Below are 24,526 nucleotides of genomic sequence, written 5' to 3'. Positions count from 1 at the left end.
CTCTCTTTTCTATCGAAGCAAGTCACACGCCCCGCCCTTAGACGGGAAGCGAATTCTACACCGTAAATCCCAGCATCATTCCCGTATCTTCATGCTCCAGCAGATGGCAGTGCGCCATATAGGCATGTTCTTTCGGCGCATCGTGATCAAATTTCACCAGTACTTCACTGACATCGCCTTCAACCCTGACGGTATCTTTCCAGCCGCTCCTGTGGGGTGCCGGCGCTTTACCGTTTTCGGACAAAATACGGAACTGAGTGCCGTGAATATGGAACGGATGCAGCATCATGTCGCCTTTGCCAGAAATCACCCACCGCTCATACTGCCCTTTCGCCGCCGCAAACAGGGGAACATTCATATCAAAGGCTTTACCGTTGATCCGATTCGCATTATGGAAATCAAACTCCTTATTACCGTGCTTCATCTGCGCCGTGCCGCCATGATTCATGCTTCCCATATCACCGTGGTTCATATTGTTCATATTCCCCATCTCTCCGTGATTCATCATCATGCCATGGTCCATGCCGGACATGGCCTGGTCGCCATATTTTTGCATCAGCGCCTGCATGCCCATCATATCGAGCATCGGATCCATCGAGAGCTGCAAAGTACGCTGAGTCAGGCCCTGAAGCGAGGGCAGCGCTGGCATAGCGGCCAGCACATCCGGCAGCTTACCGGAAGCCTGGATAGTCAGCGGCTGCACGCGTAACACTGGCTGCGGCCGATCAAACGGAGCGATCGCCATCCCCATCTGGTTGACCGGGAGCGTAATTAAATCGAAGGGCTTCCCGTCAGTGGTATCCACCAGCACTTCGAAACGCTCGCCCATCAGCACCGGCAGCGCGTTAACTTTCACCGGCTCAGCCAGGAGACCACCATCGCTTGCCACGACGTACATGGGCCGCTTATCGCTGGTGGCGAAATTCAAAGAACGCGCATTACAGCCGTTCAGCAGACGTAAACGTAGCCAGCCGCGAGGCGCAGCGTGCTCCGGGTACAGCGCGCCGTTAGTGAGCAGCGTATCGCCAAACCAGCCCACGGCTGCGCTCATAATATCGAGCTGATAATCAATCTCTCCCGCTGAGGTGAATTTTTTATCCTGCACAATCACCGGGACATCATCAATTCCCCACTGCTTTGGCAGGAGCAGCTTTTCGCTTTCTGCATCAGAAATCAGCACCAGCCCTGCCAGCCCCATCGCGACCTGTCTGCCGGTTTTACCATGCTGATGGGGATGGAACCAGCAGGTCGCCGCCCGCTGCGTTGGGGTAAAGGTCACCGTGCGGGAGCCTCCGGCGGCAATCACGCCCTGGGGACCGCCGTCCACGGCGCCGGGAACCTCCAGACCGCGCCAGTGCACGGTGGTCTCCTCCGCCAGACGGTTATGAATATCGATGGTCGCCTCCTCACCCTGCTTAAGCTGTAGGGCCGGGCCCAGCAGATTGCCGTTATAGCCCCAGGTGGTCGCCAGATGGGGGCCGAACTGCGTTTTTCCAGCCTGAATGATTAACGAGATGCGATTACGCGCGTCGGCGGTAAGCAGTTCGGGTACAGGCAAAGATGGGCGGCTGGCGGCAAAAACCGAGCGGCTCCATAGCGGCAATGCGCTGGCCACGCTGACCGCAGCGGTTAGTTTAAGAAACTCACGACGTTGCATTTTCACATCCTTTTTATTCTGCTGGTGAATAATTGAGCTTAAACCCTCCCCCAACAGGAAGGTCAAGCAGAAGAGTAAGAATAAAGCTCGGCGCACTGTAATGAAGTGTGCTAACTTTGTTTGTCCGTGATTCAATGGTAGAAAAAATGAAGACGCTTTTCAGAACAATAGTGCTTGGCAGCCTGCTGACTCTCTCCGCCAATAGCTATGCATTAAGCGAGTCCGAAGCGGAAGATATGGCTGATTTAACGGCAGTATTCGTCTTCCTGAAGAACGACTGCGGTTATCAAAATCTGCCTAACACGCAGATTCGCCGTGCCCTGGTCTTTTTTGCTCAGCAGAATCAATGGGATTTAAGCAATTACGACAGCTTCAATATGAAAGCGCTCGGCGAAGATAGCTACCGGGACCTTAGCGGAATCCAGATTCCCACCACTAAAAAATGCAAAGCGCTGGCCCGCGATTCGCTTAGCCTGCTCGCTTACGTGAAATAACCCCCCTTCATTTCATAATACGGTAGCCGTGCGAATACGGCTATGGCGCCGCGTAATAATAGCAATTCAATTAACAACAGCACTTAATTTATATCTCAATTCATAGAATTCAATGATAATTCATTAAGCATTCAACATATTAATATATACCCTAAATAATTAGAGTTACTTGAAGGCGGCAAGGGGTAAGCGAGCGTAGCCAACGCATAAGCAGCGTGAAATATGACGGGTATAACTAATATTAAAAGTACGCCATCAAAAATCATAAACTCTATTATTGCATTCTTCTTTTTCGCACACTATTATCGCCCGATAACACCTCTTTTTATCAATGGAATGAAACCTTGAACAGATCCTTATTTACAAGCATAGCCCCTCTGGCCCTCATTTTATTAGCGGGTTGTAATTCAATACAACCCAGGCAATCCGCCGGATTAGTGAAACCCTTATCTGAGTCGACATTAAGCCAACAGCAAACCGAACAGCAGAGAATCGCCGATGAGCAAGCGCGTTTAGACACTTGCCGTAAAGCGCTGGAGTCGCTGAAAGAAGTGAACCCCAAACAGGCGGACAAACTCGGCAATGAGTTCACTGCCCTGCTTAGCGCGGCATCACAATATAATTCTGTGCGCAGTAAAGTGGCAGAACCGACAAAACAGGGGATCGATTCGATGTACCAGTTCAAATCAATCAAGCTGTGCGCTGATATTGAAAAGGAACTGATCGATAGCCTTGTTAAACGTGGTGAAAATGTTCAGTCATGAACGGGAAAATAGCCAAAAACTTCAATCCGGTATCGCTGGCAGCAGTTTTTGTGCTGGCGCTATCGCCGGATGCCTATGCGGAAAAAGACGCCCTTATCAGCGTCACGGCGAGCTCAAATAGCGATGCCTCAGGCCCGGCATTTTTAAATTATGCTAAAGAGCATCAGGCGCAAAAAATCAGCGAGCCGGTAAAGCCCGTTGAGGAGAAAAGCAATAATACAAAAACAACGAATAAAAAAACCGTCCTGAATACCCATGAAGTTTCCCGTCAGGCTGCAATCATTGCTCAAAAAGATAAACTCATCCGCCAACTTCGGCAGCAGCTTGATGCGAAGCCGGCCACGGTGAACGCCGAAGCAGACAACCAAAAAGCGCTGAAAGATAAAATTCAGCTGCTTGAGAAAAAGTTAGCGACTGCCGTAGCCGAAAAACAACAATTAATAGATAACGCGCTATCCGCCGCGGCTGAAATAAAACAGATCGAGGGCCAGCGTAATGCCACAGAAAATAAAACGCTGCAGCAGGAAAAAAGAGTGGCATTAGTAGAATCCGCGAAACAAAAAGTTGAGCTTCAGCTGGCTGAGGCAACCGCCGAAAAGCAATCCCTGCAGCAGAAGCTCGCGGCGCTGGAAACAGAAAAGCAAGATACGCTCTCAAAGCTGGCGGCGGCCGCAGCGGAGAAACAAGCGCTCACCGGTAAGTTCACGACAGAGGCGAAAGAGAGGCAAGCTCTCGCAACAAGGCTCGCTGCTGCAGAGGCAGCTCAGCAGGAAATGCTAACAAAACTCGCCGCGGCTGACGCCGCACAGCGGGCGCTGCAAACGAAACTGGATGCGTCTCAAACCGAGCAGAAAGCAGCGATAGCGAAGCTCGCCGCCGGTGAAGCGGAAAAAACAGATTTAACGACAAAACTGGCGGCCGCGGCAGTAGAAAAACAGGCGCTCACGGCTAAACTGGACGCCGTTATCATCAGTACGCCGCAGACGTCCCTTCAGGCGGATGCTGGCCGTCAGCAGGCCGGTCAGGACAACGCCCTACAGCAGGCCAGCGCCGATGAAATTACCCGGCTAAAGGCCAGGCTTGCTGACGCCGAGGCGAAAAAGCCGCTGGCTATCGACTTTGCAAAAGAGCCTCTGCGACAGGCTTACGCTATCGGTGTATCGATGGGCGAGGAGGTGCTGCAGCTCTTATCTACCCGGGCATCTCAGGGCGTAAAAACCAGTAAAGATACCGTTTTACAGGGGATTATGGATTCTTTTTCAGGGGATATCGCCCTTGATGAGAAAGCGCGCAATAAAGCCTTATTCGATGTGTCTAAAAAAGTCTTTCAGAACCTAAAGAAGCTCGAACAGCAAACCCTTAGCGAAGGAAAGAAATATCAACAAAACTTCGCGAAGCAAAAAGGGGTGGTATTGAAAGACGGCATTTACAGTCGCATAGATTATGCCGGCAAGGGCAAGATTCTCGACAGCGATATCGTTACCGTCACCATCAAGGAAACGCTTACCGATGGAACCGTCATTAACGATATGGAAGCGGAGGGGAAAGTCTGGTCCCAGCCTCTGAAATCTTATCCTCCCATCTTCCTTGGGCCACTCAAGCGGCTGGGAAACCACGGAGCGATAACGGTCGTGATCCCTCCCAATCTCGCCTACGGCAGCGAAGGCAAGCCGCCTAAAATCCCGCCGGGAGCGACCATGGTATATACCGTCAGAATCGTTGACGCCACTGCGGCAGAACCACAGGCTAAAAAACCCTGATCCTGGCGCCTCCCATGGGGGAGGCGCTTTCCCCTCTTTGTGAACGGGTAATGCCCCACGCTTCATTTGCTGAAATATCCACCGTGCATCATCTTCTATAGTTGGCTATGATGTTGCGCTCATTTTTAATGGGTGTAACAGGTGTTAACAAAGGAGGATCTGCCCGTGGCCGATAGCAATCTGTGGCATGAAACGCTGCACGACCATTTTGGTCAGTATTTCAGCGTTGATAACGTTCTGTATCATGAGAAAACCGATCATCAGGATTTAATTATTTTCGAAAACGCAGCCTTTGGCCGCGTGATGGCGCTGGACGGCGTGGTACAAACCACCGAACGTGATGAGTTTATCTACCATGAAATGATGACTCATGTTCCTCTGATGGCCCACGGCCAGGCGAAACATGTGTTAATTATCGGCGGCGGCGATGGCGCCATGCTGCGCGAAGTCTCCCGTCACCGCAGCGTCGAAACCATCACCATGGTAGAAATTGACGCTGGCGTGGTTTCATTCTGTCGCCAGTACCTCCCCAACCATAACGCGGGTGCGTACGACGACCCGCGCTTTACCCTGGTGATTGACGATGGCGTCAATTTTGTTAACCAGACGGCGCAAACGTTTGATGTCATTATCTCCGACTGCACCGATCCTATCGGTCCCGGCGAGAGCCTGTTTACTTCCGCCTTCTATGAAGGCTGCAAGCGCTGCCTCAACCCAGGCGGGATCTTCGTCGCTCAGAACGGCGTCAGCTTCCTGCAACAGGATGAGGCCGTCGATAGCCATCGCAAGCTCAGCCATTACTTTAGCGACGTAAGCTTCTATCAGGCGGCGATTCCCACCTACTACGGCGGCATCATGACCTTCGCATGGGCCACGGACAACGAAGCGCTGCGCCATCTTTCCAGTGAAATCATCCAGGCCCGTTTTCACAAGTCGAACCTGAAGTGCCGTTATTACAATCCGGCCATTCACGCGGCGGCATTTGCTTTACCGCAGTATTTACTGGATGCGCTATCCACCGTTAAGTAAGGAGGTGATCTAAATTGAAAAAATTGAAGCTGCACGGCTTTAACAATCTGACCAAAAGCCTGAGTTTTTGCATTTACGATATCTGCTACGCAAAAACGGCAGAGGAGCGCGATGGCTACATCGCCTATATTGACGAACTCTACAACGCCAACCGCCTGACGGAAATTTTGTCAGAGACCTGTTCGATTATCGGCGCCAATATTCTTAACATTGCCCGCCAGGATTATGAACCGCAGGGCGCCAGCGTGACGATCCTGGTCAGCGAAGAGCCTGTCGATCCGCAGCTTATCGATCAGACAGAACACCCGGGTCCGCTACCGGAAACCGTGGTGGCGCATCTCGATAAAAGCCATATCTGCGTTCACACCTATCCGGAAAGCCATCCTGAAGGCGGACTGTGCACCTTCCGCGCCGATATTGAAGTCTCAACCTGCGGGGTCATTTCACCGCTGAAGGCCCTGAACTATCTGATTCACCAGCTAGAATCCGATATCGTCACGATTGATTATCGCGTTCGCGGTTTTACCCGCGATGTGAACGGCATGAAGCACTTCATCGATCATGAAATTAACTCCATTCAGAACTTCATGTCCGAGGATATTAAGTCTTTGTATGACATGGTGGACGTGAACGTTTATCAGGAAAATATTTTCCATACCAAGATGTTACTTAAGGAGTTCGACCTTAAGCACTATATGTTCCACACGAAGCCGGAAGATTTGAGCGAAGAGGAGCGTAAGGTGATTACCGACCTGCTCTGGAAAGAGATGCGCGAAATCTACTACGGACGCAATATCCCGAGCGTGTAACACCGTATCGGCTGGCGGTATCCTTAACGTTCAGGCTGTACCAGCGTAAGGGCAACGGACTGCGCTTTCAGCTCAGCCTGAACGGGAAGAGGCAACCCCCCATCGGTAATAATGTCAGTGAAGCGGCTCAGCGGAGCGACGTTGAACAGCGAGTGGGCGCCATATTTGCTGCTGTCGGCCAGTAAGATCTTACGCTGGGCGTTGGCAATGATCTCCTGCTTCAGTCCCGCCTTTTCTTCCGTCGGCGTCGTCACGCCCTTTTCCACGCTCCAGCTGTTACAGCTCATAAAAGCGATATCGGGATAGACGCTACGTAACATCTTACGACCAAACTCGCCGATACAGGACTGACTGCTGTCATCAATGCGGCCACCGACGATGGTCACTTCTATCTGGCGGAACTCGGATAAAAACAGAGCGATATGCAGATCGACTGTGATCACCCTGAGCGGAAGATGGGTCAGGCATTTTGCCAGCTCCAGCATGGTGGTGCCGGCATCCAGTACCACCGCGTCGCCCGCCTGCACCATCGAGGCGGCAAAACGCGCAATCGCCCGCTTTTCCGCAGGCGATCGTAGCTGCTTTTCATTGGTGGTAGGCTGAGAAGGCTCAAAGCGCCGCAGGGCAACACCGCCGTGGCTGCGGCTGATCACGCCCTGCTCATCCAGTTTGATCAGATCGCGTCGTATCGTTGCAGGCGATGCTTCTACCGCATCCACCAGCTGTTCCACGGTCACCAGCGTATGATTTTTCAAATACGCCACAATCTTATCCAGACGGTGTTGTCCTTTCATAACAGGAAATTACGCCAGTTGCATTGCCAGTTTAATCGATACGGCCATGCTCTCAGATTTTGCTTTTCCCGTCCAGGCTATATCAAACGCGGTGCCGTGATCGGCAGAGGTGCGGATGAACGGCAGACCCGCGGTGATATTCACCCCATCGTAGAAGCCAAGCAGTTTGAGCGGAATATGTCCCTGATCGTGGTACATCGCCACCACCATGTCATATTGCCCCTCGTATGCCTGTAGAAACACGGTGTCCGGCGGGCAGGGCCCGTAAACATCGATTCCCTTCGCTTTCATGTTTTCAATGGCCGGCGACACAATGCGTATTTCTTCATCGCCAAACAGACCGTTTTCGCCCGCATGGGGATTGACCCCGGCAACGGCAATGCGCGGCTGGGTGAATCCGACGCGTTTCAGGAAGCGATCCGCGATGCCGATGACCGTCTCCACGCGCTGGCCATTAAGCGTATCGAGGAACTTACGCAACGCAATGTGGGTCGAGACATGAATGACCTTCAGCTTGTCGGTGTAGAGCACCATGGCGTAATCGCGGCTTTCAGTCAGCGTCGCCAGCAGCTCGGTATGACCAGGATAATTGTGCCCGGCCAGATGAAGCGCTTCTTTATTCAGCGGTGCGGTCGCGATGGCGTGTACGTCGCCTTTCATCGCCAGCGCCGTCGCCCGCTTCACGCAGCGGTAGGCCAGATCGCCCGCCTGGGCCTGCACTTTACCCGGCTCCAGCGCGTCCGGCTGGGCCAGCGGCTCGTCGATGACATGAATCACGCCAGGAGCAAATCGCGCCTCCGCGACCTCGGCGATCGCGCGAAAGGTAACGCCTTCCGCCAGCCCTTTGTCCTGCAGACGTTTCAGGGTTTTCAGACACCCGACCACCACCAGCGGCGCGCCGTTGAGCTCGTCTTCACAAAGCGCTTTGACAATAATTTCCGGACCGATGCCCGCCGGGTCGCCCATCGTAATCGCAATTGTTTTAGTTACCACTGTACATCTCCTCAATAAAATAAAGCGCATCACAAAGGGTGCTGTCTGAACCGAATCCGCCGGCTTTAGTGATAACCGGCAGATCGTCGATTTCACTGTTAACGAACGTCCCGCAGGGAATACAGGGCGCCACCTCACTCTGAATGCGATAGCCTTCCGCCCCGAGCGCGGCGGCGACCGCGGTGGCGATATCTCCTCCGGTCAGGAACAGCCCGCCAATACGAGCCTGTTCGATAATGCGCAGCGTAATCATCCCGAGGCGTTCGCTAAGCATCTCACCGAGCTGCTGGCGGCTCAGGCCAGCCTGAGCGCACAGGCCGTCGATCATCTGCCGATCGTCCGCACTCCGGCTGGTACGTAAAATGGTGTGCTGCTGGCGACTGAGCAGCGCACAGGCCTGTTCAACCGCCGCGGCCATTTCCTGCTCGCACTGCGCCGAGGCCAGCCGCGAGGCATCAATATCCACGACGCTGGCGCGCGCCTGGCAGAGCGCTTTTTCAACCTGCCGCCGCGTGGCCTCGCTCATCGATCCGGCCACCACCAGTACCGGTAGTTCCTGCTTTTCCTGCATGAAGGTGCTGACCGGTAGCGCGTTCGCCAGCCCGGCAGCGCCCACCAACAGCGGCATCTCCTTTTGTTCACAAATAGCCTGGGCAATCAGCAACAGATCGCGATCTTCCACGGCATCCACCACCACCATGCACTCACCCTCGGCGGAAAAAGCCGTCAACAGGGCGCTCAATTGCCCCCGACGAACGTCTTCGAGCGACACTTCATGAACCGGGATATCGCTTTGCAGGGCGATCAACGTCGCAATTCGCGAGGAGATAATGGGCGTTTTCGGATCGCTGGCGAATTCGGTTTCCAGCAGTGGCGTACCGTTGACCAGGCATAATCCGTCGCGGGTGGTGCGCCCGGCTGCGGGGATAGCCGCCGCAATTACGGCCAGCTTCCGGTTTGCAGCACGCATTGCCGCCGTCACTTCAGCCCCCACGTTGCCGCGGAAAGTAGAGTCGATTTTCTTGTAAACCAGCGGACGCGCATCACCATCGCACCACGGCGCTAACGCCTGCGCTACCGCTTTCCCGGCCTCAGCTGCAGGCATCGCGCGGCTTTCGGTGTTGATCACCAGCACATCAGCGCGACGCGAAGGTTTTTGATCCGGCGTTAGCATCACTTCCGTGCGCGCCCCCTTCTTTGCCAGCTGCACGCCGGTATCGTTAGAACCCGTAAAGTCGTCGGCGATAACGATCATTTTCATGCTTTTTTCTCCTCTGCAACCTGACGCGCTTGCTTCTTAGCCACCCATGAGGTGAGGACCGGCGTCAGAATCGCGGTGGTGATCACCGATGCGGCAATCAGCGGCGCGGCCGCGGCGGCAACCTCTGCCAGAGAGGGATCGGCCTGGGCAATCGCCAGCGGCGTCGCCACGGCGTTTCCGGCGGTACTGGACGCCGCCGCGCCGGCAATCCCGGTTCCGCCCACCAGACGGTCGGCACGAATGTTAAAGAAACCGCCGATGAAGGTCGTCAGCACGCCGAGCAGAATGCCCGCCAGACCGCCCTGTAGCAGCATTTCAAGGTTGATCCCTGCGCCCAGCGCAAAAGCGAAGAATGGGATCAACAGCGGGCCGCCTTTGGTCAGGAAGTCGCGCATGTTGGGATCGAGGTTACCCAGGATCATTCCCACCACCAGCGGCACCAGCACGGCGACCAGCGCCATAATGGGAATGTTGGCCATCCCCGCAGCGCCCAGCGCGATCATCGTAAAGAATGGCCCGTCATTCAGTGACAGGATGGAGATCGCTCCCACATCACGCTCGTTACCAAACTCGCCAACCAGCGCGGCGTAAAGCCCGCCATTCGAGTTACTCATCGCGGCGATGATCGCCACGCCGCTTAAGCCGAAGATCCCTTCAGCGCCAAAGAGCTGTTCCACGCCGAGGCCAATCGCAATGGCGATCAGGAGTTTGGTCAGCGTAATGGTACCGCCCTGCAACAGCGCCTGTGGCGCTGCCTTGACGCTAATTCCCGCCCCCATACAGAGCAGGAAGGCGCCAATCAGCGGCGCTGCGCCGTTTTTAAACAGCGCGGTGGTGAACCCGCCGATCTCAAGCGCTTGCGGGGCAAAGGTATTGATAATGGCGCCGATCACCAGTGGCACAACCATCATGCCGCCAGGTACACGTTCTATAGCCTTTTTGATGTTCATGGTCTTCCCGCCTGTTGTTATGCTGTGATTAAATAAAATCATAAAGATTATATTCAATCAAATAAACTTCACAAACGCGCCAGATCACAGTTTTAAAATGATTAATAAAAATCAAAACAGGCCGTTAAGGCCAAAAAAAAGCCGGACATAACTGTCCGGCCGTGGAAATGATTAACATTGCTCAGGATTGACCTACAAATTTTCGATAGGCGTTGACGACCTGAAGAAAGTCTTCCACGCCGCATAGCGAGAGGCTTTCTTCGTCATAGTAGCTCATCCCCTCTTCTATCTCATCGCCGGAAAAATCCAGTTGGTTAGCGCGGATCATCACTTCTTCGCCGTCCAGCCATAGTGTGTATTCATGGCCGACGCGTTGCCAGGAACGTTCACTGCCTTTAACGGTGCGCGCGGCCTGCTCGACTTCGTCCAGCAGGGCAAGGTTATCTTTAACCTCTTCGTTGAACCAGTGGCCGATCGCCTCATGATCCATCGACATTCGCACCTTTACCACTCCGGTAATATCGCGCAGAAATTCGTAATCCATAGTCTTTTCCTCTGCAAGGGCAGTGCGTCACCGCTGCACTGTACCCATACAGTCATTATCGCAGCAGTGGAAGAGAAAAAAAGCGTGGTAGACGGAGGGACGGGAAATAAAAATGCCCGGTGATGCAAAGTTCACCGGGCATTGGCGGGATTATGTACAGCGCTGAGTTAGCGCATTACACCGCGGTCTGGAAAATAACCCCGTCGGCCTTCTCGGTGTACTGACCGAGCTGGTCGAAGTTCAGATAACGATAGGTATCCGCTGCGGTTTTATCCACCTGAGCAACATAGGTCTGATACTCTTCCGGCGTCGGCAGTTTACCGATAAGCGCGGCCACGGCCGCCAGCTCCGCAGAGGCCAGGAAGACGTTAGCGCCGGTACCTAAACGGTTCGGGAAGTTACGGGTTGAGGTAGAGACCACCGTCGCACCGTCGGCAACGCGCGCCTGGTTACCCATACACAGGGAACAGCCAGGGATTTCAATACGCGCACCGCTCTTACCAAACACGCTGTAGTAGCCCTCTTCAGTCAGCTGCGCGGCGTCCATACGGGTTGGCGGCGCCACCCACAGACGAGTCGGCAGCTGGCCTTTGTGGTTGTCCAGCAGCTTACCGGCCGCGCGGAAGTGGCCGATGTTGGTCATGCAGGAACCGATAAACACTTCATCGATCTTCTCGCCCTGCACGTCGGACAGCAAACGCGCATCGTCCGGATCGTTCGGCGCGCAGAGGATGGGCTCTTTGATATCGGCCAGATCGATATCGATCACCGCCGCATATTCCGCATCCGCGTCGCCTTCCAGCAGCTGCGGATCCGCCAGCCATTTTTCCATGCCCTGAACGCGACGCTCCAGCGTACGACGATCGCCGTAACCTTCGGCGATCATCCACTTCAGCAGGACGATGTTGGAGGTCAGATACTCAACGATCGGCTCTTTGTTCAGCTTAATGGTACAGCCCGCAGCGGAACGCTCGGCGGAGGCATCGGTCAGCTCAAACGCCTGCTCAACTTTCAGATCCGGCAGACCTTCAATTTCCAGAATGCGGCCGGAGAAGATGTTTTTCTTACCTTTCTTCTCCACGGTCAGCAGACCCTGTTTGATCGCATACAGCGGGATGGCGTGTACCAGATCGCGCAGGGTGATGCCCGGCTGCATTTTGCCTTTAAAACGTACCAGTACCGATTCCGGCATATCCAGCGGCATGACGCCAGTTGCGGCGGCAAACGCCACCAGGCCTGAGCCTGCCGGGAAGGAGATACCGATCGGGAAACGGGTATGCGAATCACCACCGGTACCCACGGTATCAGGCAGCAGCATACGGTTCAGCCAGGAGTGGATAACGCCATCGCCCGGACGCAGCGATACGCCGCCGCGGTTCATGATGAAGTCCGGCAGCGTGTGGTGCGTGGTGACGTCCACCGGCTTCGGATAGGCGGCGGTATGGCAGAAGGACTGCATCACGAGGTCGGAAGAGAAGCCCAGGCACGCCAGGTCTTTCAGCTCATCACGGGTCATCGGGCCGGTGGTGTCCTGAGAGCCTACGGAGGTCATCTTCGGTTCGCAGTAAGCGCCCGGACGAACCCCGGCCACGCCGCAGGCGCGACCCACCATTTTCTGCGCCAGAGAGTATCCGCGGCTGCTTTCCGCCACGTCTTTCGCCTGACGGAACACATCGCTGTGCGGCAGGCCCAGCGCTTCACGCGCTTTGGTGGTCAGGCCACGGCCGATGATTAGCGGGATACGGCCGCCGGCGCGCACTTCGTCGATCAGCACGTCGGTTTTCAGCTCGAAGGTCGCCAGCAGTTCGCCGGTTTCGTGGTTACGGACTTCACCTTTGAACGGATAAACGTCGATCACGTCGCCCATGTTCAGGTTGTTTACGTCCACTTCAATCGGCAGCGCGCCGGCATCTTCCATGGTATTAAAGAAGATAGGCGCAATTTTGCCGCCGAGAACCAGACCGCCGCCGCGCTTGTTCGGCACGTTCGGAATATCGTCGCCCATAAACCACAGCACCGAGTTGGTGGCGGATTTACGCGATGAGCCGGTACCCACGACATCGCCGACGTACGCCAGCGGGAAACCTTTTTGCTGCAGTGCTTCAATTTGTTTAATCGGGCCAACGGCGCCGGGCTGATCCGGGTCGATGCCTTCGCGGGCGTTTTTCAGCATTGCCAGCGCGTGCAGCGGAATGTCCGGGCGGGACCAGGCGTCAGGGGCCGGAGACAGGTCATCGGTGTTGGTTTCGCCGGTGACTTTAAAAACGGTCACGGTGATTTTGTCAGCCAGTTGAGGACGGCTCAGGAACCACTCAGCGTCGGCCCAGGATTGCATAACCTGTTTGGCGTAGGCATTGCCCGCCTTGGCTTTCTCTTCTACATCGTAGAAGTTGTCGAACATCAGCAGGGTGTGGGACAGCGCTTTCGCGGCGATCGGCGCCAGTTTTGCGTCGTCCAGCGCGTCAATCAGGGGATGGATGTTGTAACCGCCCTGCATGGTGCCCAGCAGTTCGACAGCTTTTTCACGGGTAACCAGTGGAGAAGTCGCTTCGCCTTTGGCGATCGCGGCAAGGAATCCGGCTTTAACATAGGCGGCTTCGTCGACGCCCGGCGGTACGCGGTTAATTAACAGGTCTAACAAGAATTCTTCTTCACCCGCTGGCGGGTTTTTCAGCAGTTCTACCAGCGCGGCCATTTGGGTTGCATCTAAGGGTTTCGGTACAATCCCCTCGGCGGCACGCTCAGCTACGTGCTTACGGTATTCTTCTAGCACGACGGTTCTCCTCGCTCTCATTGTAAAATGCGGTAGGCGATTCTCTTCACGCTCCTGTGAGACAGCAGTTTGTAGGGTAAATGCCCGATACCGCGTCGGCAGCATAGCAGGATTTTGGCGGGGTGTTAATCTGTTTACAAAAAAGCAACATTAAAAATTAGCTGAATCGTTAAGGGCAGAATAATGCAGGTTTTCTGTCAATTTAGCGGTATATAAAATTAATTCTGTTACACATAATTGAGCGAAATCCCAACTAAAATCAAAAACGCAAATACGCGCTCTCTATACTCAGGCAATCCCCCGCTTTTCGACAATACTCTGTCAAAACGGGCCAATTATTGTGCCGGGAGTTCTCATGACACTGCCTTTCAAACCCCATCTGCTCGCGCTGCTCTGTAGCGCCGGGCTATTAGCCGCCGCGGGTACGCTCTACGTCAAAAGCCGGGAGCCGCAAACGGTTCCCGAGCCCCCCGCCGTTGCGCAAACGGCGCAGGCAACCGCCGCCGCCCAGCCGGTGACCACGACCTATACACCCGCGCAGATAGACCAGTGGGTCGCGCCAATCGCGCTCTATCCGGACAATCTGCTGTCGCAGGTGCTGATGGCTTCGACCTACCCGAGTAACGTTGTCCAGGCGGTAGAGTGGTCGCAGGATAACCCCACAATGAAGGGCGATGCGGCGGTGCAAGCGGTGGCAAATCAGCCCTGGGATCCCAGCGTAAAATCGCTGGTCGCCTTCCCTTCCCTGCTCGCGTTAATGGGAGAAAATGCGCCGTGGGTGGAAAACCTGGGTAATGCATTTCTCGCCCAGCCGCAGGACGTCATGGATTCGGTGCAGCGCTTACGCGCCATCGCCCAGCAGACCGGAACGTTAAAATCCACGCCGCAGCAGAAAGTCATCACCGCCACCCGCTCCGCGGCACCGGCACCGGCTCCGGCAACGTCCACGGCCACCGCTTCCCGCAGCAGCAGCGCCATGACATCCTCCGCCCCGGCGCAGGTGATTAAAATCGAATCAACCAATCCAAATGTGGTGTACGTGCCGGCCTATAACCCTTCAGTTGTTTACGGCGCCTGGCCTGACACCGCCTATCCGCCGGTCTACCTGCCGCCGCCTCCGGGGGAGCAGTTTACCGACAGCTTCGTCAAGGGGTTTGGCTATAGCCTCGGCGTCGCCACAACCTACGCTCTGTTCAGCAGCATCGACTGGGATGATGACGATCATCACCACCATGACGATGACGATCACCATCACGATGATGATCATCACGGCGGCTACGCGCACAACGGCGATAACATCAACATCAACGTCAATAATTTCAACCATATTACCGGGCAGAACCTGCCGGGAAACCACGCCAGCTGGCAGCATAATCCGGCCTACCGCGGCAATATTCCCTATCCGAACAATACGATTGCGCAGCATTACCATCAGACCAATGTTCCCGGCGGGCTTAGCGCGACCCAACATCAGCCCGCCGATCGCAACGCGCAGCGTCAGGCGGCCATGACGCAGCTACAGCAGCGTACCGGGCCTGCGGATAACGCGCTTAATCACGCGCCTTCCCGCGATGCCCAGCGCCAGGCCGCGTCGCAGCAGCTCCATCAGGTGACCCAGCGCAATAACTATCGCGGCTATGACGCCACGCCGGCGGTAAAAAATAGCGCCGTACAACAGCAGCATCGGGAAGCGGTCAAAACGCAAATTCAGCATCCGACGGCGCAGCAGCAACAGCGCCGTGAACAGTTCCGGGCCGCAACGCCCGAACAACGTCAGCAGAAGCTGAATAATCTGCACGCCAACGCCCTGAGCGGTAACGATATCCGCTCTCCCTCCTGGCAGTCTCAGCAGGAGCGCGGCCTGCAGAGCCGCCATATCTCGGGTTTAAGCAGCGAGCAGCGCAGCGCGGCCAGAGAACATCTTTCCGAACACCGTGAACTGCGCCGCCGCTGAGGATAATCAGATGAAAAAATTTTTAAAAATGACGCTGCTGGCGCTGGCCATGACGCCCGCCATGGCGCTGGCTCAGCAGCAGTTTTCCTCTCCGGAACAGGCCGCAAGCGCGCTGGCTGCGGCAATCGGCAGGCATGATGAATCTGCCCTCAACGGGCTGCTCGGCGATAGCTGGCAGCAATTTTTACCGCCGGAGGACATCGACCCTGACGCCGTCGCTCGTTTTCAGCGCGACTGGAAAGTCAGCCATCGTATCGTTCAGCAACAGAATAGCGCCTGGCTGGAGGTAGGACAGGAAGCATGGCGGCTACCAATCCCCATCATTAAGGATAAGAGCGGCTGGCGTTTTGATATGGCTGCTGCTGAAGATGAGATCCTGACTCGCGCGATTGGCCGCAATGAGCTGTCAGCCATTCAGGCGATGCACGCTTACGTTGATGCCCAGCAGGATTTTTATCGGCTAAACCACACCTGGGCGCAGAGGATTATCAGCAGCGATGGTAAGAAAGACGGCCTCTACTGGCCTGCCGCTCCCGGCGAAGCGCCCAGCCCGCTTGGGCCCGCGTTTAGCCCCGCCGAACCCGGAGAAGGCTATCACGGCTACCGTTTTCGCATCATTCAAGATGGCGAGGGTCAGGGCTTCGCCCTGCTGGCGTGGCCTGTGGAATGGGGAAAAACCGGCATCATGAGCTTTATGGTCAACCAGAATGATGAGGTTTATCAGGCTAATTTAGGGGATGAGACGCAGAGCAAAGCGCGCGCCATTTCGCAGTTTTCGCCGGATTCAGCCTGGCAGGCCATCAATCAATAGAAAAAAAGCCCGGCGTGCGATAACGCCGCCGGGCCATATATGTGTGCTGATTTAGCCCTGATGGGGCATCAGAGACGGGTCACCCGCAAAAGCCGGTTTAGTGCTGGTCAACGCCGCTTCATCAGAGCTGATGCTGCCGGAATTCGCCGCCCATACCCCTTCGCTGGTCTTTGTTATCTGCTGATGCTGCATATTCAAATCCTGGCCCATCGCCGCAATATGGGTGCTTTCGGTCCCGCCGCTGTTATCAGCCCAGGGAATCGCGGCATCGGCCGCGCAGGCCATACCCGAGACCAGCGTTGCTGCCAGCAGCGTCGTCGTTAAAACTTTTTTCATCACACACCTCACATATAGTTAACTACCTATAAGTTTACTGAGTAACTATTTTTCAAGTATTAATAAGATATGCAATTTTATTAACGGCGACACAGTTCTAAACATCACCGATAAAAAAAGCGGCTCACTGAGCCGCTTTTTGGATTTTGCCTGAAAGAAAAATTTACTTTTTCTTCGCTTTCGCGTTTGGCAGGTCGGTGATGCTGCCTTCGAAGACTTCTGCTGCCAGGCCAACGGACTCGTGCAGAGTCGGGTGAGCGTGGATGGTCAGCGCGATGTCTTCAGCGTCACAGCCCATTTCGATCGCCAGACCGATTTCACCCAGCAGCTCGCCGCCGTTGGTGCCGACAATCGCCCCGCCGATAACGCGGTGAGATTCTTTGTCGAAAATCAGTTTGGTCATACCGTCAGCGCAGTCGGAAGCGATGGCGCGGCCAGAAGCAGCCCACGGGAAGGTGGCGGTTTCGTAGCTGATGCCTTTCTCTTTCGCTTCTTTCTCAGTCAGACCAACCCACGCAACTTCCGGCTCGGTATAGGCGATGGACGGGATAACTTTCGGGTCGAAGTAGTGCTTCATGCCGGCAATAACTTCGGCAGCAACGTGGCCTTCGTGAACGCCTTTGTGCGCCAGCATCGGCTGACCGACGATATCGCCGATAGCGAAGATGTGCGGCACGTTGGTACGCAGCTGTTTATCAACGCGGATAAAGCCACGCTCGTCAACTTCAACGCCTGCTTTACCGGCATCGAGGTTTTTACCGTTCGGTACGCGGCCGATAGCTACCAGCACAGCGTCGTAGCGCTGCGCTTCAGCCGGGGCTTTTTTGCCTTCCATGGAAACGTAGATACCGTCTTCTTTCGCTTCAACGGCGGTCACTTTGGTTTCCAGCATCAGGTTGAATTTCTTACTGATGCGCTTGGTGAAGACTTTCACCACGTCTTTATCGGCAGCCGGGATAACCTGGTCGAACATTTCAACCACGTCAATCTCTGAACCCAGCGCATGGTATACGGTACCCATTTCCAGACCGATGATACCGCCGCCCATAACCAGCAGGCGTTTTGGTACGGTTTTCAGCTCCAGCGCATCGGTGGAGTCCCATACGCGCGGATCTTCATGCGGAATGAACGGCAGTTCGATCGGACGGGAGCCCGCCGCGATGATAGCGTTGTCGAAGTTGATGACGGTTTTACCGTTTTCGCCTTCCACTTCCAGGGTGTTAGCGCCGGTAAATTTACCCAGACCGTTAACCACCTTCACTTTACGCCCTTTGGCCATGCCAGCCAGACCGCCGGTCAGCTGAGTGATGACTTTTTCTTTCCAGGTGCGAATCTTGTCAATGTCAGTTTTCGGTTCACCGAAAACGATGCCGTGTTCGGCCAGCGCTTTCGCTTCTTCGATAACTTTAGCAACGTGCAGCAGTGCTTTAGAAGGGATACAGCCGACGTTCAGGCAAACACCGCCGAGGGTGCTGTAACGTTCTACGATGACGGTTTCCAGACCTAAATCAGCGCAACGGAAGGCAGCAGAATAACCTGCGGGGCCTGCCCCAAGTACCACGACCTGAGTTTTGATTTCAGTACTCATCATGACCTCTGTTATTTGTATCCGGCGGGTCTGACGCTATTGTTTTTACGCCCATGTCCACCGGGACGTTCTATCCGCAAGCATTTTACAAAATTGTTAACAATTTTGAAACAACAAACGGCAAACGATTTTGTCCTTTATTGCTGGTAACTTCAAAACGCAGAAGAGATTACCAGAAAAAAGCCGGCCGTCAGGCCGGCTTTTTGCTTACATCACCAGGCGGCGAATGTCGCTCAGCATATTGTTGATGATGGTGATAAAGCGCGCACCATCAGCACCGTCGATCACGCGGTGGTCGAAGGACAGAGAGATCGGCATCATCAGACGCGGCACGAACTCTTTGCCATTCCATACCGGCTCCATCGCGGACTTGGACACGCCGAGGATAGCCACTTCCGGCGCGTTCACAATCGGTGCGAAGTGGGTGGTACCCAGGCCGCCGATGCTGGAGATAGTGAAGCAACCACCCTGCATTTCGCCAGCGGTCAGCTTACCATCACGCGCTTTCTTGGAAATCACGGTCAGTTCACGAGACAGCTCGGTAATGCTCTTCTTGTTCACGTCTTTGAAGACCGGAACAACCAGACCATTCGGGGTATCAACCGCCACACCGATATTGATGTATTTCTTCAGCGTCAGACGCTGTGCATCTTCAGACAGGGAGCTGTTGAAGCGCGGCATCTGCTCAAGCGCCGCGGCAACGGCTTTCATGATGAAGACCACCGGAGTGAATTTCACGTCCAGCTTACGCTTCTCAGCTTCAGCGTTCTGCTGTTTACGGAACGCTTCCAGATCGGTGATATCGGTTTTGTCGAAGTGCGTAACGTGCGGGATCATCACCCAGTTACGGCTCAGGTTAGCACCAGAGATCTTCTGGATACGGCCCAGTTCAACTTCTTCCACTTCACCAAACTTGCTGAAGTCCACTTTCGGCCACGGCAGCATGCCCGGGATACCGCCACCGGTAGCAGCAGGCGCGGCTTCAGCGCGTTTAACCGCTTCTTTCACGTAGGCCTGAACGTCTTCGCGCAGGATACGGCCTTTACGACCAGTTCCTTTCACTTTCGCCAGGTTTACACCGAACTCGCGCGCCAGGCGACGAATCAGCGGGGTGGCGTGAACGTAAGCGTCGTTTTCAGCGAACTCAGATTTGCCTTCTGCTTTTGCAGCAGGTGCAGCTGGTTTAGCAGCCTGAGCCGGTGCAGCAGCTGGTGCTGGAGCAGCCGGAGCTGCGGCAGGCGCAGCGCCTTCCACTTCGAAGACCATAATCAGGGAGCCGGTGGAAACTTTGTCGCCGGTGCTGATTTTGATCTCTTTCACGGTACCCGCGAACGGCGCAGGCACTTCCATGGAAGCTTTGTCGCCTTCAACGGTGATCAGTGACTGTTCAGCGGCAATTTTATCGCCCACTTTCACCATCACTTCAGTCACTTCAACTTCATCGCCGCCGATATCCGGCACGTGAACTTCTTTAGAACCTGAAGCTGCCGGTGCAGCAGCAGCCGGAGCGGCTTCCGCTTTCGCCGGCGCCGCGGCAGGCGCTGCGCCCGCCACTTCGAAGATCATGATCAGGGAACCCGTGGACACTTTGTCGCCGGTGTTAATCTTGATCTCTTTCACGGTACCGGCGAACGGCGCCGGCACTTCCATAGAGGCTTTATCGCCTTCTACGGTGATCAGGGATTGTTCAGCGGCGATGGTGTCACCCACTTTTACCATGATTTCCGTGACTTCAACTTCATCACCGCCGATATCCGGTACATGAACTTCTTTCGCGCTGGCGGCTGCCGGTGCTGCGGCGGCCGGAGCCGCTTCTTTCTTCTCTTCCTGCGCAGGTGCAGCTGCTGCTGCACCATCGGCGGAATCGAAAATCATGATCAGTTTACCGGTCTCGGTTTTGTCGCCGACGGAGACTTTGATCTCTTTAACGACGCCAGCCTGCGGAGACGGGACTTCCATAGAGGCTTTGTCGCCTTCTACGGTGATCAGCGACTGTTCAGCTTCAACTTTGTCGCCCACTTTGACCAGAATCTCGGTGATTTCAACTTCATCAGCCCCGATGTCCGGTACTTTGATTTCGATAGCCATTATTCTTTTACCTCTTACGCCAGACGCGGGTTAACTTTATCTGCATCGATGTTGAATTTAGTGATGGCTTCCGCAACCACTTTCTTATCGATTTCGCCACGTTTAGCCAGTTCGCCCAGCGCTGCTACCACCACGTAGGAAGCGTCAACTTCGAAGTGGTGACGCAGGTTTTCACGGCTGTCAGAGCGACCGAAGCCGTCGGTACCCAGTACGCGGTAATCATCGGCCGGTACGTAAGTACGAACCTGCTCAGCGAACAGTTTCATATAGTCAGTAGATGCGACTGCCGGAGCGTCGTTCATCACCTGAGCGATGTACGGAACGCGCGGCGTTTCCAGCGGATGCAGCATGTTCCAGCGTTCACAATCCTGGCCATCGCGCGCCAGTTCGGTGAAGGAGGTGACGCTATAAACGTCAGAGCCTACGCCGTAGTCTTTGGCCAGGATCTGCGCTGCTTCACGGACGTGACGCAGGATAGAACCGGAGCCCAGCAGCTGAACTTTACCTTTGCTACCTTCAACGGTTTCGAGTTTGTAGATACCTTTACGGATACCTTCCTCGGCGCCTGCTGGCATTGCCGGCATGTGGTAGTTTTCGTTCAGCGTGGTGATGTAGTAGTAAACGTTCTCTTGTTTCTCACCGTACATACGCTCCAGACCATCGTGCATGATGACCGCAACTTCGTACGCGTAAGACGGATCGTAAGAGATACAGTTCGGGATAGTCAGAGACTGAATGTGGCTGTGGCCATCTTCGTGCTGCAGACCTTCGCCGTTCAGCGTGGTACGACCGGAAGTCCCGCCGATCAGGAAGCCGCGAGCCTGCTGGTCGCCGGCCTGCCAGCAAAGGTCACCGATACGCTGGAACCCGAACATGGAGTAGTAGATGTAGAACGGGATCATCGGCAGGTTGTTGGTGCTGTAGGAGGTCGCAGCAGCCAGCCAGGATGCACCGGCACCCAGTTCGTTGATACCTTCCTGCAGAATCTGGCCTTTCTCGTCTTCTTTGTAGTAAGCAACCTGCTCACGGTCCTGCGGAGTGTACTGCTGACCGTTCGGGCTGTAGATACCAATCTGACGGAACAGGCCTTCCATACCAAAGGTACGCGCTTCATCGGCGATGATCGGCACGAGGCGGTCTTTGATGGATTTGTTCTTCAGCATCACGTTCAGGGCACGAACGAACGCGATAGTGGTAGAGATCTCTTTATTCTGCTCTTCCAGCAGCGGACCGAAATCTTCCAGGGTCGGCAGCTCCAGCTTCTCATCGAAGTTTGGCTGACGGCTCGGCAGATAGCCATGCAGTTTCTGACGCTGGGCGTGCAGATAGGTGTGCTCTTCAGAACCTTCCGGGAAGGTCACGTACGGCAGTTTTTCGATATCAGCATCGGCAACCGGCACGTTGAAACGATCGCGGACGTAGCGAACGCCGTCCATGTTCATTTTCTTAACCTGGTGAGCGATGTTTTTACCTTCAGCGGTGTCACCCATGCCGTAACCTTTAATGGTATGGGCGAGGATTACGGTGGCTTTGCCTTTGGTTTCCTGTGCTTTTTTCAGCGCAGCGTAGACTTTCTTCGGATCGTGACCGCCGCGGTTCAGGGCCCAGATCTGCTCGTCAGTCCAGTCGGCAACCAGCGCTGCGGTTTCCGGATATTTACCGAAGAAGTGCTCACGCACGTAAGCGCCATCTTTGGATTTGAAGGTCTGGTAGTCACCGTCAACGGTCTCTTCCATCAGCTGGATCAGTTTACCGCTGGTATCTTTACGCAGCAGCTCATCCCAGCGTCCGCCCCAGATAACCTTGATAACGTTCCAGCCAGCACCGCCAAAGATGCCTTCCAGTTCGTTAATGATCTTGCCATTACCGGTAACCGGGCCGTCAAGGCGCTGCAGGTTACAGTTGATAACGAAGACCAAGTTGTCCAGCTTTTCACGGGTCGCGATGGTGATCGCGCCTTTGGATTCCGGCTCGTCCATCTCGCCGTCGCCGAGGAAAGCGTAAACGGTTTGTTTAGAGGTGTCTTTCAGGCCGCGGTGTTCCAGATACTTCAGGAACTTAGCCTGATAAATCGCACCGATTGGGCCCAGACCCATAGAGACGGTCGGGAACTGCCAGAATTCCGGCATCAGTTTCGGGTGCGGATAAGAGGACAGACCTTTACCGTGAACTTCCTGACGGAAGTTGTTCATCTGCTCTTCAGTCAGACGACCTTCCAGGAAAGCACGCGCGTAGACGCCCGGAGAGATGTGGCCCTGGAAGTAAACCAGGTCGCCGCCGTCCTGCTCGTTGCGTGCGCGGAAGAAGTGGTTAAAGCACACTTCATAGAAGGTTGCGGAAGACTGGAAGGAAGCCATGTGGCCGCCCAGTTCGAGATCTTTTTTCGATGCGCGCAGAACGGTCATAATCGCGTTCCAGCGGATCGCAGAACGGATACGACGTTCCAGATCCAGATTACCCGGGTATTCCGGCTCATCTTCAACGGCAATAGTGTTCACGTAGCCGCCGGTCGATGCGCCAGCAGCCACTTTCACCCCGCCTTTGCGGGCTTCAGAAAGGAGTTGGTCAATAAGATACTGAGCGCGCTCAACACCTTCTTCACGGATGACCGATTCGATCGCCTGTAGCCAGTCGCGAGTTTCGATCGGATCCACGTCATTTGGTAAACGTTCTGACATGGGGGGTATTCCTTATCTATCTAATCGTTGATTAATCTGGAACCTGTCCCATTGAATTCTCGTCAGAGAATGCAATAAGACAGGTTCTGCGTTTAGTTGCCGCGCTCTAAAAATGGCGCTTAAGAACCGGAGTTCTCATCTTTTCGTTGCTGTAAACGACGCAGTGAGCGTTCACGACGGCTCTGCTCACGGCTACGATCCAGCAAAATTTCCTCAATGAACGCCAGGTGACGATGCGACGCTTCACGCGCCTGCTCCGGTTCCCCGGCGATTATCGCCTCAAAAATGCGAGTACGATGATTGCTGACCTGCGGGAGCATCTCCCGACGGGCGTACAACAATTCAAAATTCTGGCGAACGTTCTGGGCCAGCATCGGCTCCATACAGCGTAGTAGATGGAGCAGCACCACATTGTGCGCCGCTTCGGTGACGGCGATTTGATACTGGACGACGGCATCGGATTCGGCGTCGAGATCGCCGGACTGCTGAGCCCGCTCAATGGCCTGATGCAGCTCGCGAATGCGTTCGCGGTCTTCATCATTGCTGCGCAGCGCCGCGTAATAAGCCGCGATGCCTTCAAGCGCGTGACGGGTTTCCAGCAGATCAAATTGGGATTCAGGGTGGTCGGACAGTAGCTCTACCAGCGGGTCGCTGAAGCTCTGCCACAGGCGGCTTTGTACAAACGTTCCGCCCCCCTGGCGACGAAGCAACAAGCCCTTAGCTTCGAGGCGTTGAATAGCCTCACGGAGCGAGGGACGGGAAACGTCGAACTGTTTTGCCAGTTCACGTTCTGGCGGGAGTTTTTCACCGGGGCGCAACGTCCCCTCAAGGATTAAAAACTCCAGCTGCTGCTCTATCACATCGGATAGTTTTGGTTGGCGGATCTTGCTGTAGGCCATATTCCCTGTCTCTGCCATTAGCCCGGAGTCAATTGGTCTTACCAATTCATAGTTCGTATCGCTAAAGTAACAAAGTATTCACCTTCTGTCCATACAGGTTTTGATTGAAATCATTAAACCCGGCACGTTTTAACAACCTTACAGAAATAACATTTCAAAAATGTAACCTTGCACAAATGTTGTGTTTACTCACAAAGAGGTAGCGTTAACGTAATAGAAACGAAAAATTACGCTATCTGAACCGATTCAACGCCTTATTAAGTGAATATAAATTCAATAAATTTGCATGGATGACAAATAATGGGTAGGCACTGGCGCATGGGGGTGGGATTTACAAATGGCGT

19 protein-coding genes are annotated in these 24,526 nt (G+C 54.7%); 7 read left to right on the top strand and 12 right to left on the bottom strand.

Annotated elements, in window-relative coordinates; translation table 11 throughout:
- Positions 1-55 precede the first annotated feature (55 nt).
- Positions 56-1,657, bottom strand: a complete 1,602-nt coding sequence (gene cueO / locus SIK97_RS02550) for a multicopper oxidase CueO (protein WP_057173059.1) — start codon at positions 1,655-1,657, stop codon at positions 56-58.
- A gap of 146 nt (positions 1,658-1,803) precedes the next feature.
- Between cueO and SIK97_RS02545 the strand changes: the two genes are divergently transcribed.
- From SIK97_RS02545 to speD, 5 genes are all read left to right on the top strand, one after another.
- Positions 1,804-2,151, top strand: a complete 348-nt coding sequence (locus SIK97_RS02545; protein WP_014227947.1) for a YacC family pilotin-like protein — start codon at positions 1,804-1,806, stop codon at positions 2,149-2,151.
- Positions 2,152-2,495: 344 nt separating this feature from the next.
- Complete coding sequence (locus SIK97_RS02540; protein ID WP_057173060.1) at positions 2,496-2,915, top strand: hypothetical protein; 420 nt, start codon at positions 2,496-2,498, stop codon at positions 2,913-2,915.
- Complete coding sequence (locus SIK97_RS02535) at positions 2,912-4,675, top strand: FKBP-type peptidyl-prolyl cis-trans isomerase N-terminal domain-containing protein (protein ID WP_057173061.1); 1,764 nt, start codon at positions 2,912-2,914, stop codon at positions 4,673-4,675. The genes SIK97_RS02540 and SIK97_RS02535 overlap by 4 nt, the downstream gene beginning before the upstream one ends.
- 165 nt (positions 4,676-4,840) lie before the next feature.
- Entirely contained in the window at positions 4,841-5,704 is an 864-nt protein-coding gene (speE, locus tag SIK97_RS02530; protein WP_004098658.1) for a polyamine aminopropyltransferase, read from the top strand.
- Positions 5,705-5,718: 14 nt separating this feature from the next.
- The gene (gene speD, locus SIK97_RS02525; RefSeq protein WP_004098656.1) at positions 5,719-6,513 is read left to right on the top strand and encodes an adenosylmethionine decarboxylase; all 795 of its coding nucleotides are present in this window, start codon (positions 5,719-5,721) and stop codon (positions 6,511-6,513) included.
- Positions 6,514-6,536: 23 nt separating this feature from the next.
- On the opposite strand, the gene SIK97_RS02520 is transcribed toward speD, so the two are convergent.
- The 6 genes from SIK97_RS02520 to acnB form a co-directional block, all read right to left on the bottom strand.
- Positions 6,537-7,307: a DeoR/GlpR family DNA-binding transcription regulator gene (locus tag SIK97_RS02520; RefSeq protein ID WP_032748007.1), complete on the bottom strand. Its 771-nt coding sequence runs from the start codon at positions 7,305-7,307 to the stop codon at positions 6,537-6,539.
- 9 nt (positions 7,308-7,316) lie between these two features.
- Positions 7,317-8,300, bottom strand: coding sequence for a D-threonate 4-phosphate dehydrogenase (locus SIK97_RS02515; RefSeq protein ID WP_014227943.1), 984 nt, complete (start codon positions 8,298-8,300; stop codon positions 7,317-7,319).
- On the bottom strand, positions 8,290-9,561 hold the full coding sequence (gene dtnK / locus SIK97_RS02510; protein ID WP_046877793.1) for a D-threonate kinase: 1,272 nt from the start codon (positions 9,559-9,561) through the stop codon (positions 8,290-8,292). The genes SIK97_RS02515 and dtnK overlap by 11 nt, the downstream gene beginning before the upstream one ends.
- Positions 9,558-10,511, bottom strand: coding sequence for a 2-keto-3-deoxygluconate permease 1 (locus SIK97_RS02505; RefSeq protein WP_025106505.1), 954 nt, complete (start codon positions 10,509-10,511; stop codon positions 9,558-9,560). The genes dtnK and SIK97_RS02505 overlap by 4 nt, the downstream gene beginning before the upstream one ends.
- A 181-nt stretch (positions 10,512-10,692) precedes the next feature.
- Positions 10,693-11,055: a protein YacL gene (gene yacL, locus SIK97_RS02500; RefSeq protein WP_004098646.1), complete on the bottom strand. Its 363-nt coding sequence runs from the start codon at positions 11,053-11,055 to the stop codon at positions 10,693-10,695.
- A 175-nt stretch (positions 11,056-11,230) separates the two neighbouring features.
- Complete coding sequence (gene acnB, locus SIK97_RS02495) at positions 11,231-13,828, bottom strand: bifunctional aconitate hydratase 2/2-methylisocitrate dehydratase (protein WP_025106504.1); 2,598 nt, start codon at positions 13,826-13,828, stop codon at positions 11,231-11,233.
- 355 nt (positions 13,829-14,183) lie between these two features.
- Here acnB and SIK97_RS02490 point away from each other — a divergent pair, with 355 nt between their 5' ends.
- Complete coding sequence (locus tag SIK97_RS02490) at positions 14,184-15,782, top strand: DUF3300 domain-containing protein (protein WP_057173062.1); 1,599 nt, start codon at positions 14,184-14,186, stop codon at positions 15,780-15,782.
- A gap of 10 nt (positions 15,783-15,792) precedes the next feature.
- Positions 15,793-16,593, top strand: a complete 801-nt coding sequence (locus SIK97_RS02485) for a DUF2950 family protein (protein ID WP_057173063.1) — start codon at positions 15,793-15,795, stop codon at positions 16,591-16,593.
- Between the two features lie 51 nt (positions 16,594-16,644).
- Here SIK97_RS02485 and SIK97_RS02480 read toward each other — a convergent pair whose 3' ends face one another.
- The 5 genes from SIK97_RS02480 to pdhR form a co-directional block, all read right to left on the bottom strand.
- The gene (locus SIK97_RS02480) at positions 16,645-16,929 is read right to left on the bottom strand and encodes a hypothetical protein (protein WP_014227938.1); all 285 of its coding nucleotides are present in this window, start codon (positions 16,927-16,929) and stop codon (positions 16,645-16,647) included.
- A gap of 163 nt (positions 16,930-17,092) precedes the next feature.
- Positions 17,093-18,517: a dihydrolipoyl dehydrogenase gene (gene lpdA / locus SIK97_RS02475; protein WP_004098637.1), complete on the bottom strand. Its 1,425-nt coding sequence runs from the start codon at positions 18,515-18,517 to the stop codon at positions 17,093-17,095.
- A gap of 207 nt (positions 18,518-18,724) precedes the next feature.
- A complete protein-coding gene (gene aceF, locus SIK97_RS02470) occupies positions 18,725-20,605 on the bottom strand; it encodes a pyruvate dehydrogenase complex dihydrolipoyllysine-residue acetyltransferase (protein WP_057173064.1) in 1,881 nt (626 codons plus the stop codon).
- A gap of 14 nt (positions 20,606-20,619) precedes the next feature.
- Positions 20,620-23,283 (bottom strand): pyruvate dehydrogenase (acetyl-transferring), homodimeric type, encoded by a 2,664-nt coding sequence (aceE, locus tag SIK97_RS02465; protein WP_004098634.1) that lies wholly within the window; start codon positions 23,281-23,283, stop codon positions 20,620-20,622.
- A 119-nt stretch (positions 23,284-23,402) separates the two neighbouring features.
- Positions 23,403-24,182, bottom strand: coding sequence for a pyruvate dehydrogenase complex transcriptional repressor PdhR (gene pdhR, locus SIK97_RS02460; RefSeq protein WP_004098632.1), 780 nt, complete (start codon positions 24,180-24,182; stop codon positions 23,403-23,405).
- Between the last annotated feature and the right edge of the window lie 344 nt (positions 24,183-24,526).

This window comes from Klebsiella sp. JN_Kp126 (assembly GCF_033843325.1).
Lineage (GTDB): Bacteria > Pseudomonadota > Gammaproteobacteria > Enterobacterales > Enterobacteriaceae > Klebsiella > Klebsiella michiganensis.
The sequence above is the reverse complement of the archived record's forward strand: the minus strand, read 5'-3'. Positions and strand labels throughout refer to the sequence as shown.

What these genes read in the sequence shown, in the direction of transcription:
- cueO (WP_057173059.1), bottom strand. Translation starts at nt 1,657, where the DNA reads ATGCAACGTCGTGAGTTTCTTAAACTAACCGCTGCGGTCAGCGTGGCC.
- SIK97_RS02545 (WP_014227947.1), top strand. Translation starts at nt 1,804, where the DNA reads ATGAAGACGCTTTTCAGAACAATAGTGCTTGGCAGCCTGCTGACTCTC.
- SIK97_RS02535 (WP_057173061.1), top strand. Translation starts at nt 2,912, where the DNA reads ATGAACGGGAAAATAGCCAAAAACTTCAATCCGGTATCGCTGGCAGCA.
- SIK97_RS02520 (WP_032748007.1), bottom strand. Translation starts at nt 7,307, where the DNA reads ATGAAAGGACAACACCGTCTGGATAAGATTGTGGCGTATTTGAAAAAT.
- dtnK (WP_046877793.1), bottom strand. Translation starts at nt 9,561, where the DNA reads ATGAAAATGATCGTTATCGCCGACGACTTTACGGGTTCTAACGATACC.
- SIK97_RS02505 (WP_025106505.1), bottom strand. Translation starts at nt 10,511, where the DNA reads ATGAACATCAAAAAGGCTATAGAACGTGTACCTGGCGGCATGATGGTT.
- yacL (WP_004098646.1), bottom strand. Translation starts at nt 11,055, where the DNA reads ATGGATTACGAATTTCTGCGCGATATTACCGGAGTGGTAAAGGTGCGA.
- SIK97_RS02490 (WP_057173062.1), top strand. Translation starts at nt 14,184, where the DNA reads ATGACACTGCCTTTCAAACCCCATCTGCTCGCGCTGCTCTGTAGCGCC.
- SIK97_RS02485 (WP_057173063.1), top strand. Translation starts at nt 15,793, where the DNA reads ATGAAAAAATTTTTAAAAATGACGCTGCTGGCGCTGGCCATGACGCCC.
- SIK97_RS02480 (WP_014227938.1), bottom strand. Translation starts at nt 16,929, where the DNA reads ATGAAAAAAGTTTTAACGACGACGCTGCTGGCAGCAACGCTGGTCTCG.
- lpdA (WP_004098637.1), bottom strand. Translation starts at nt 18,517, where the DNA reads ATGAGTACTGAAATCAAAACTCAGGTCGTGGTACTTGGGGCAGGCCCC.
- aceF (WP_057173064.1), bottom strand. Translation starts at nt 20,605, where the DNA reads ATGGCTATCGAAATCAAAGTACCGGACATCGGGGCTGATGAAGTTGAA.
- aceE (WP_004098634.1), bottom strand. Translation starts at nt 23,283, where the DNA reads ATGTCAGAACGTTTACCAAATGACGTGGATCCGATCGAAACTCGCGAC.
- pdhR (WP_004098632.1), bottom strand. Translation starts at nt 24,182, where the DNA reads ATGGCCTACAGCAAGATCCGCCAACCAAAACTATCCGATGTGATAGAG.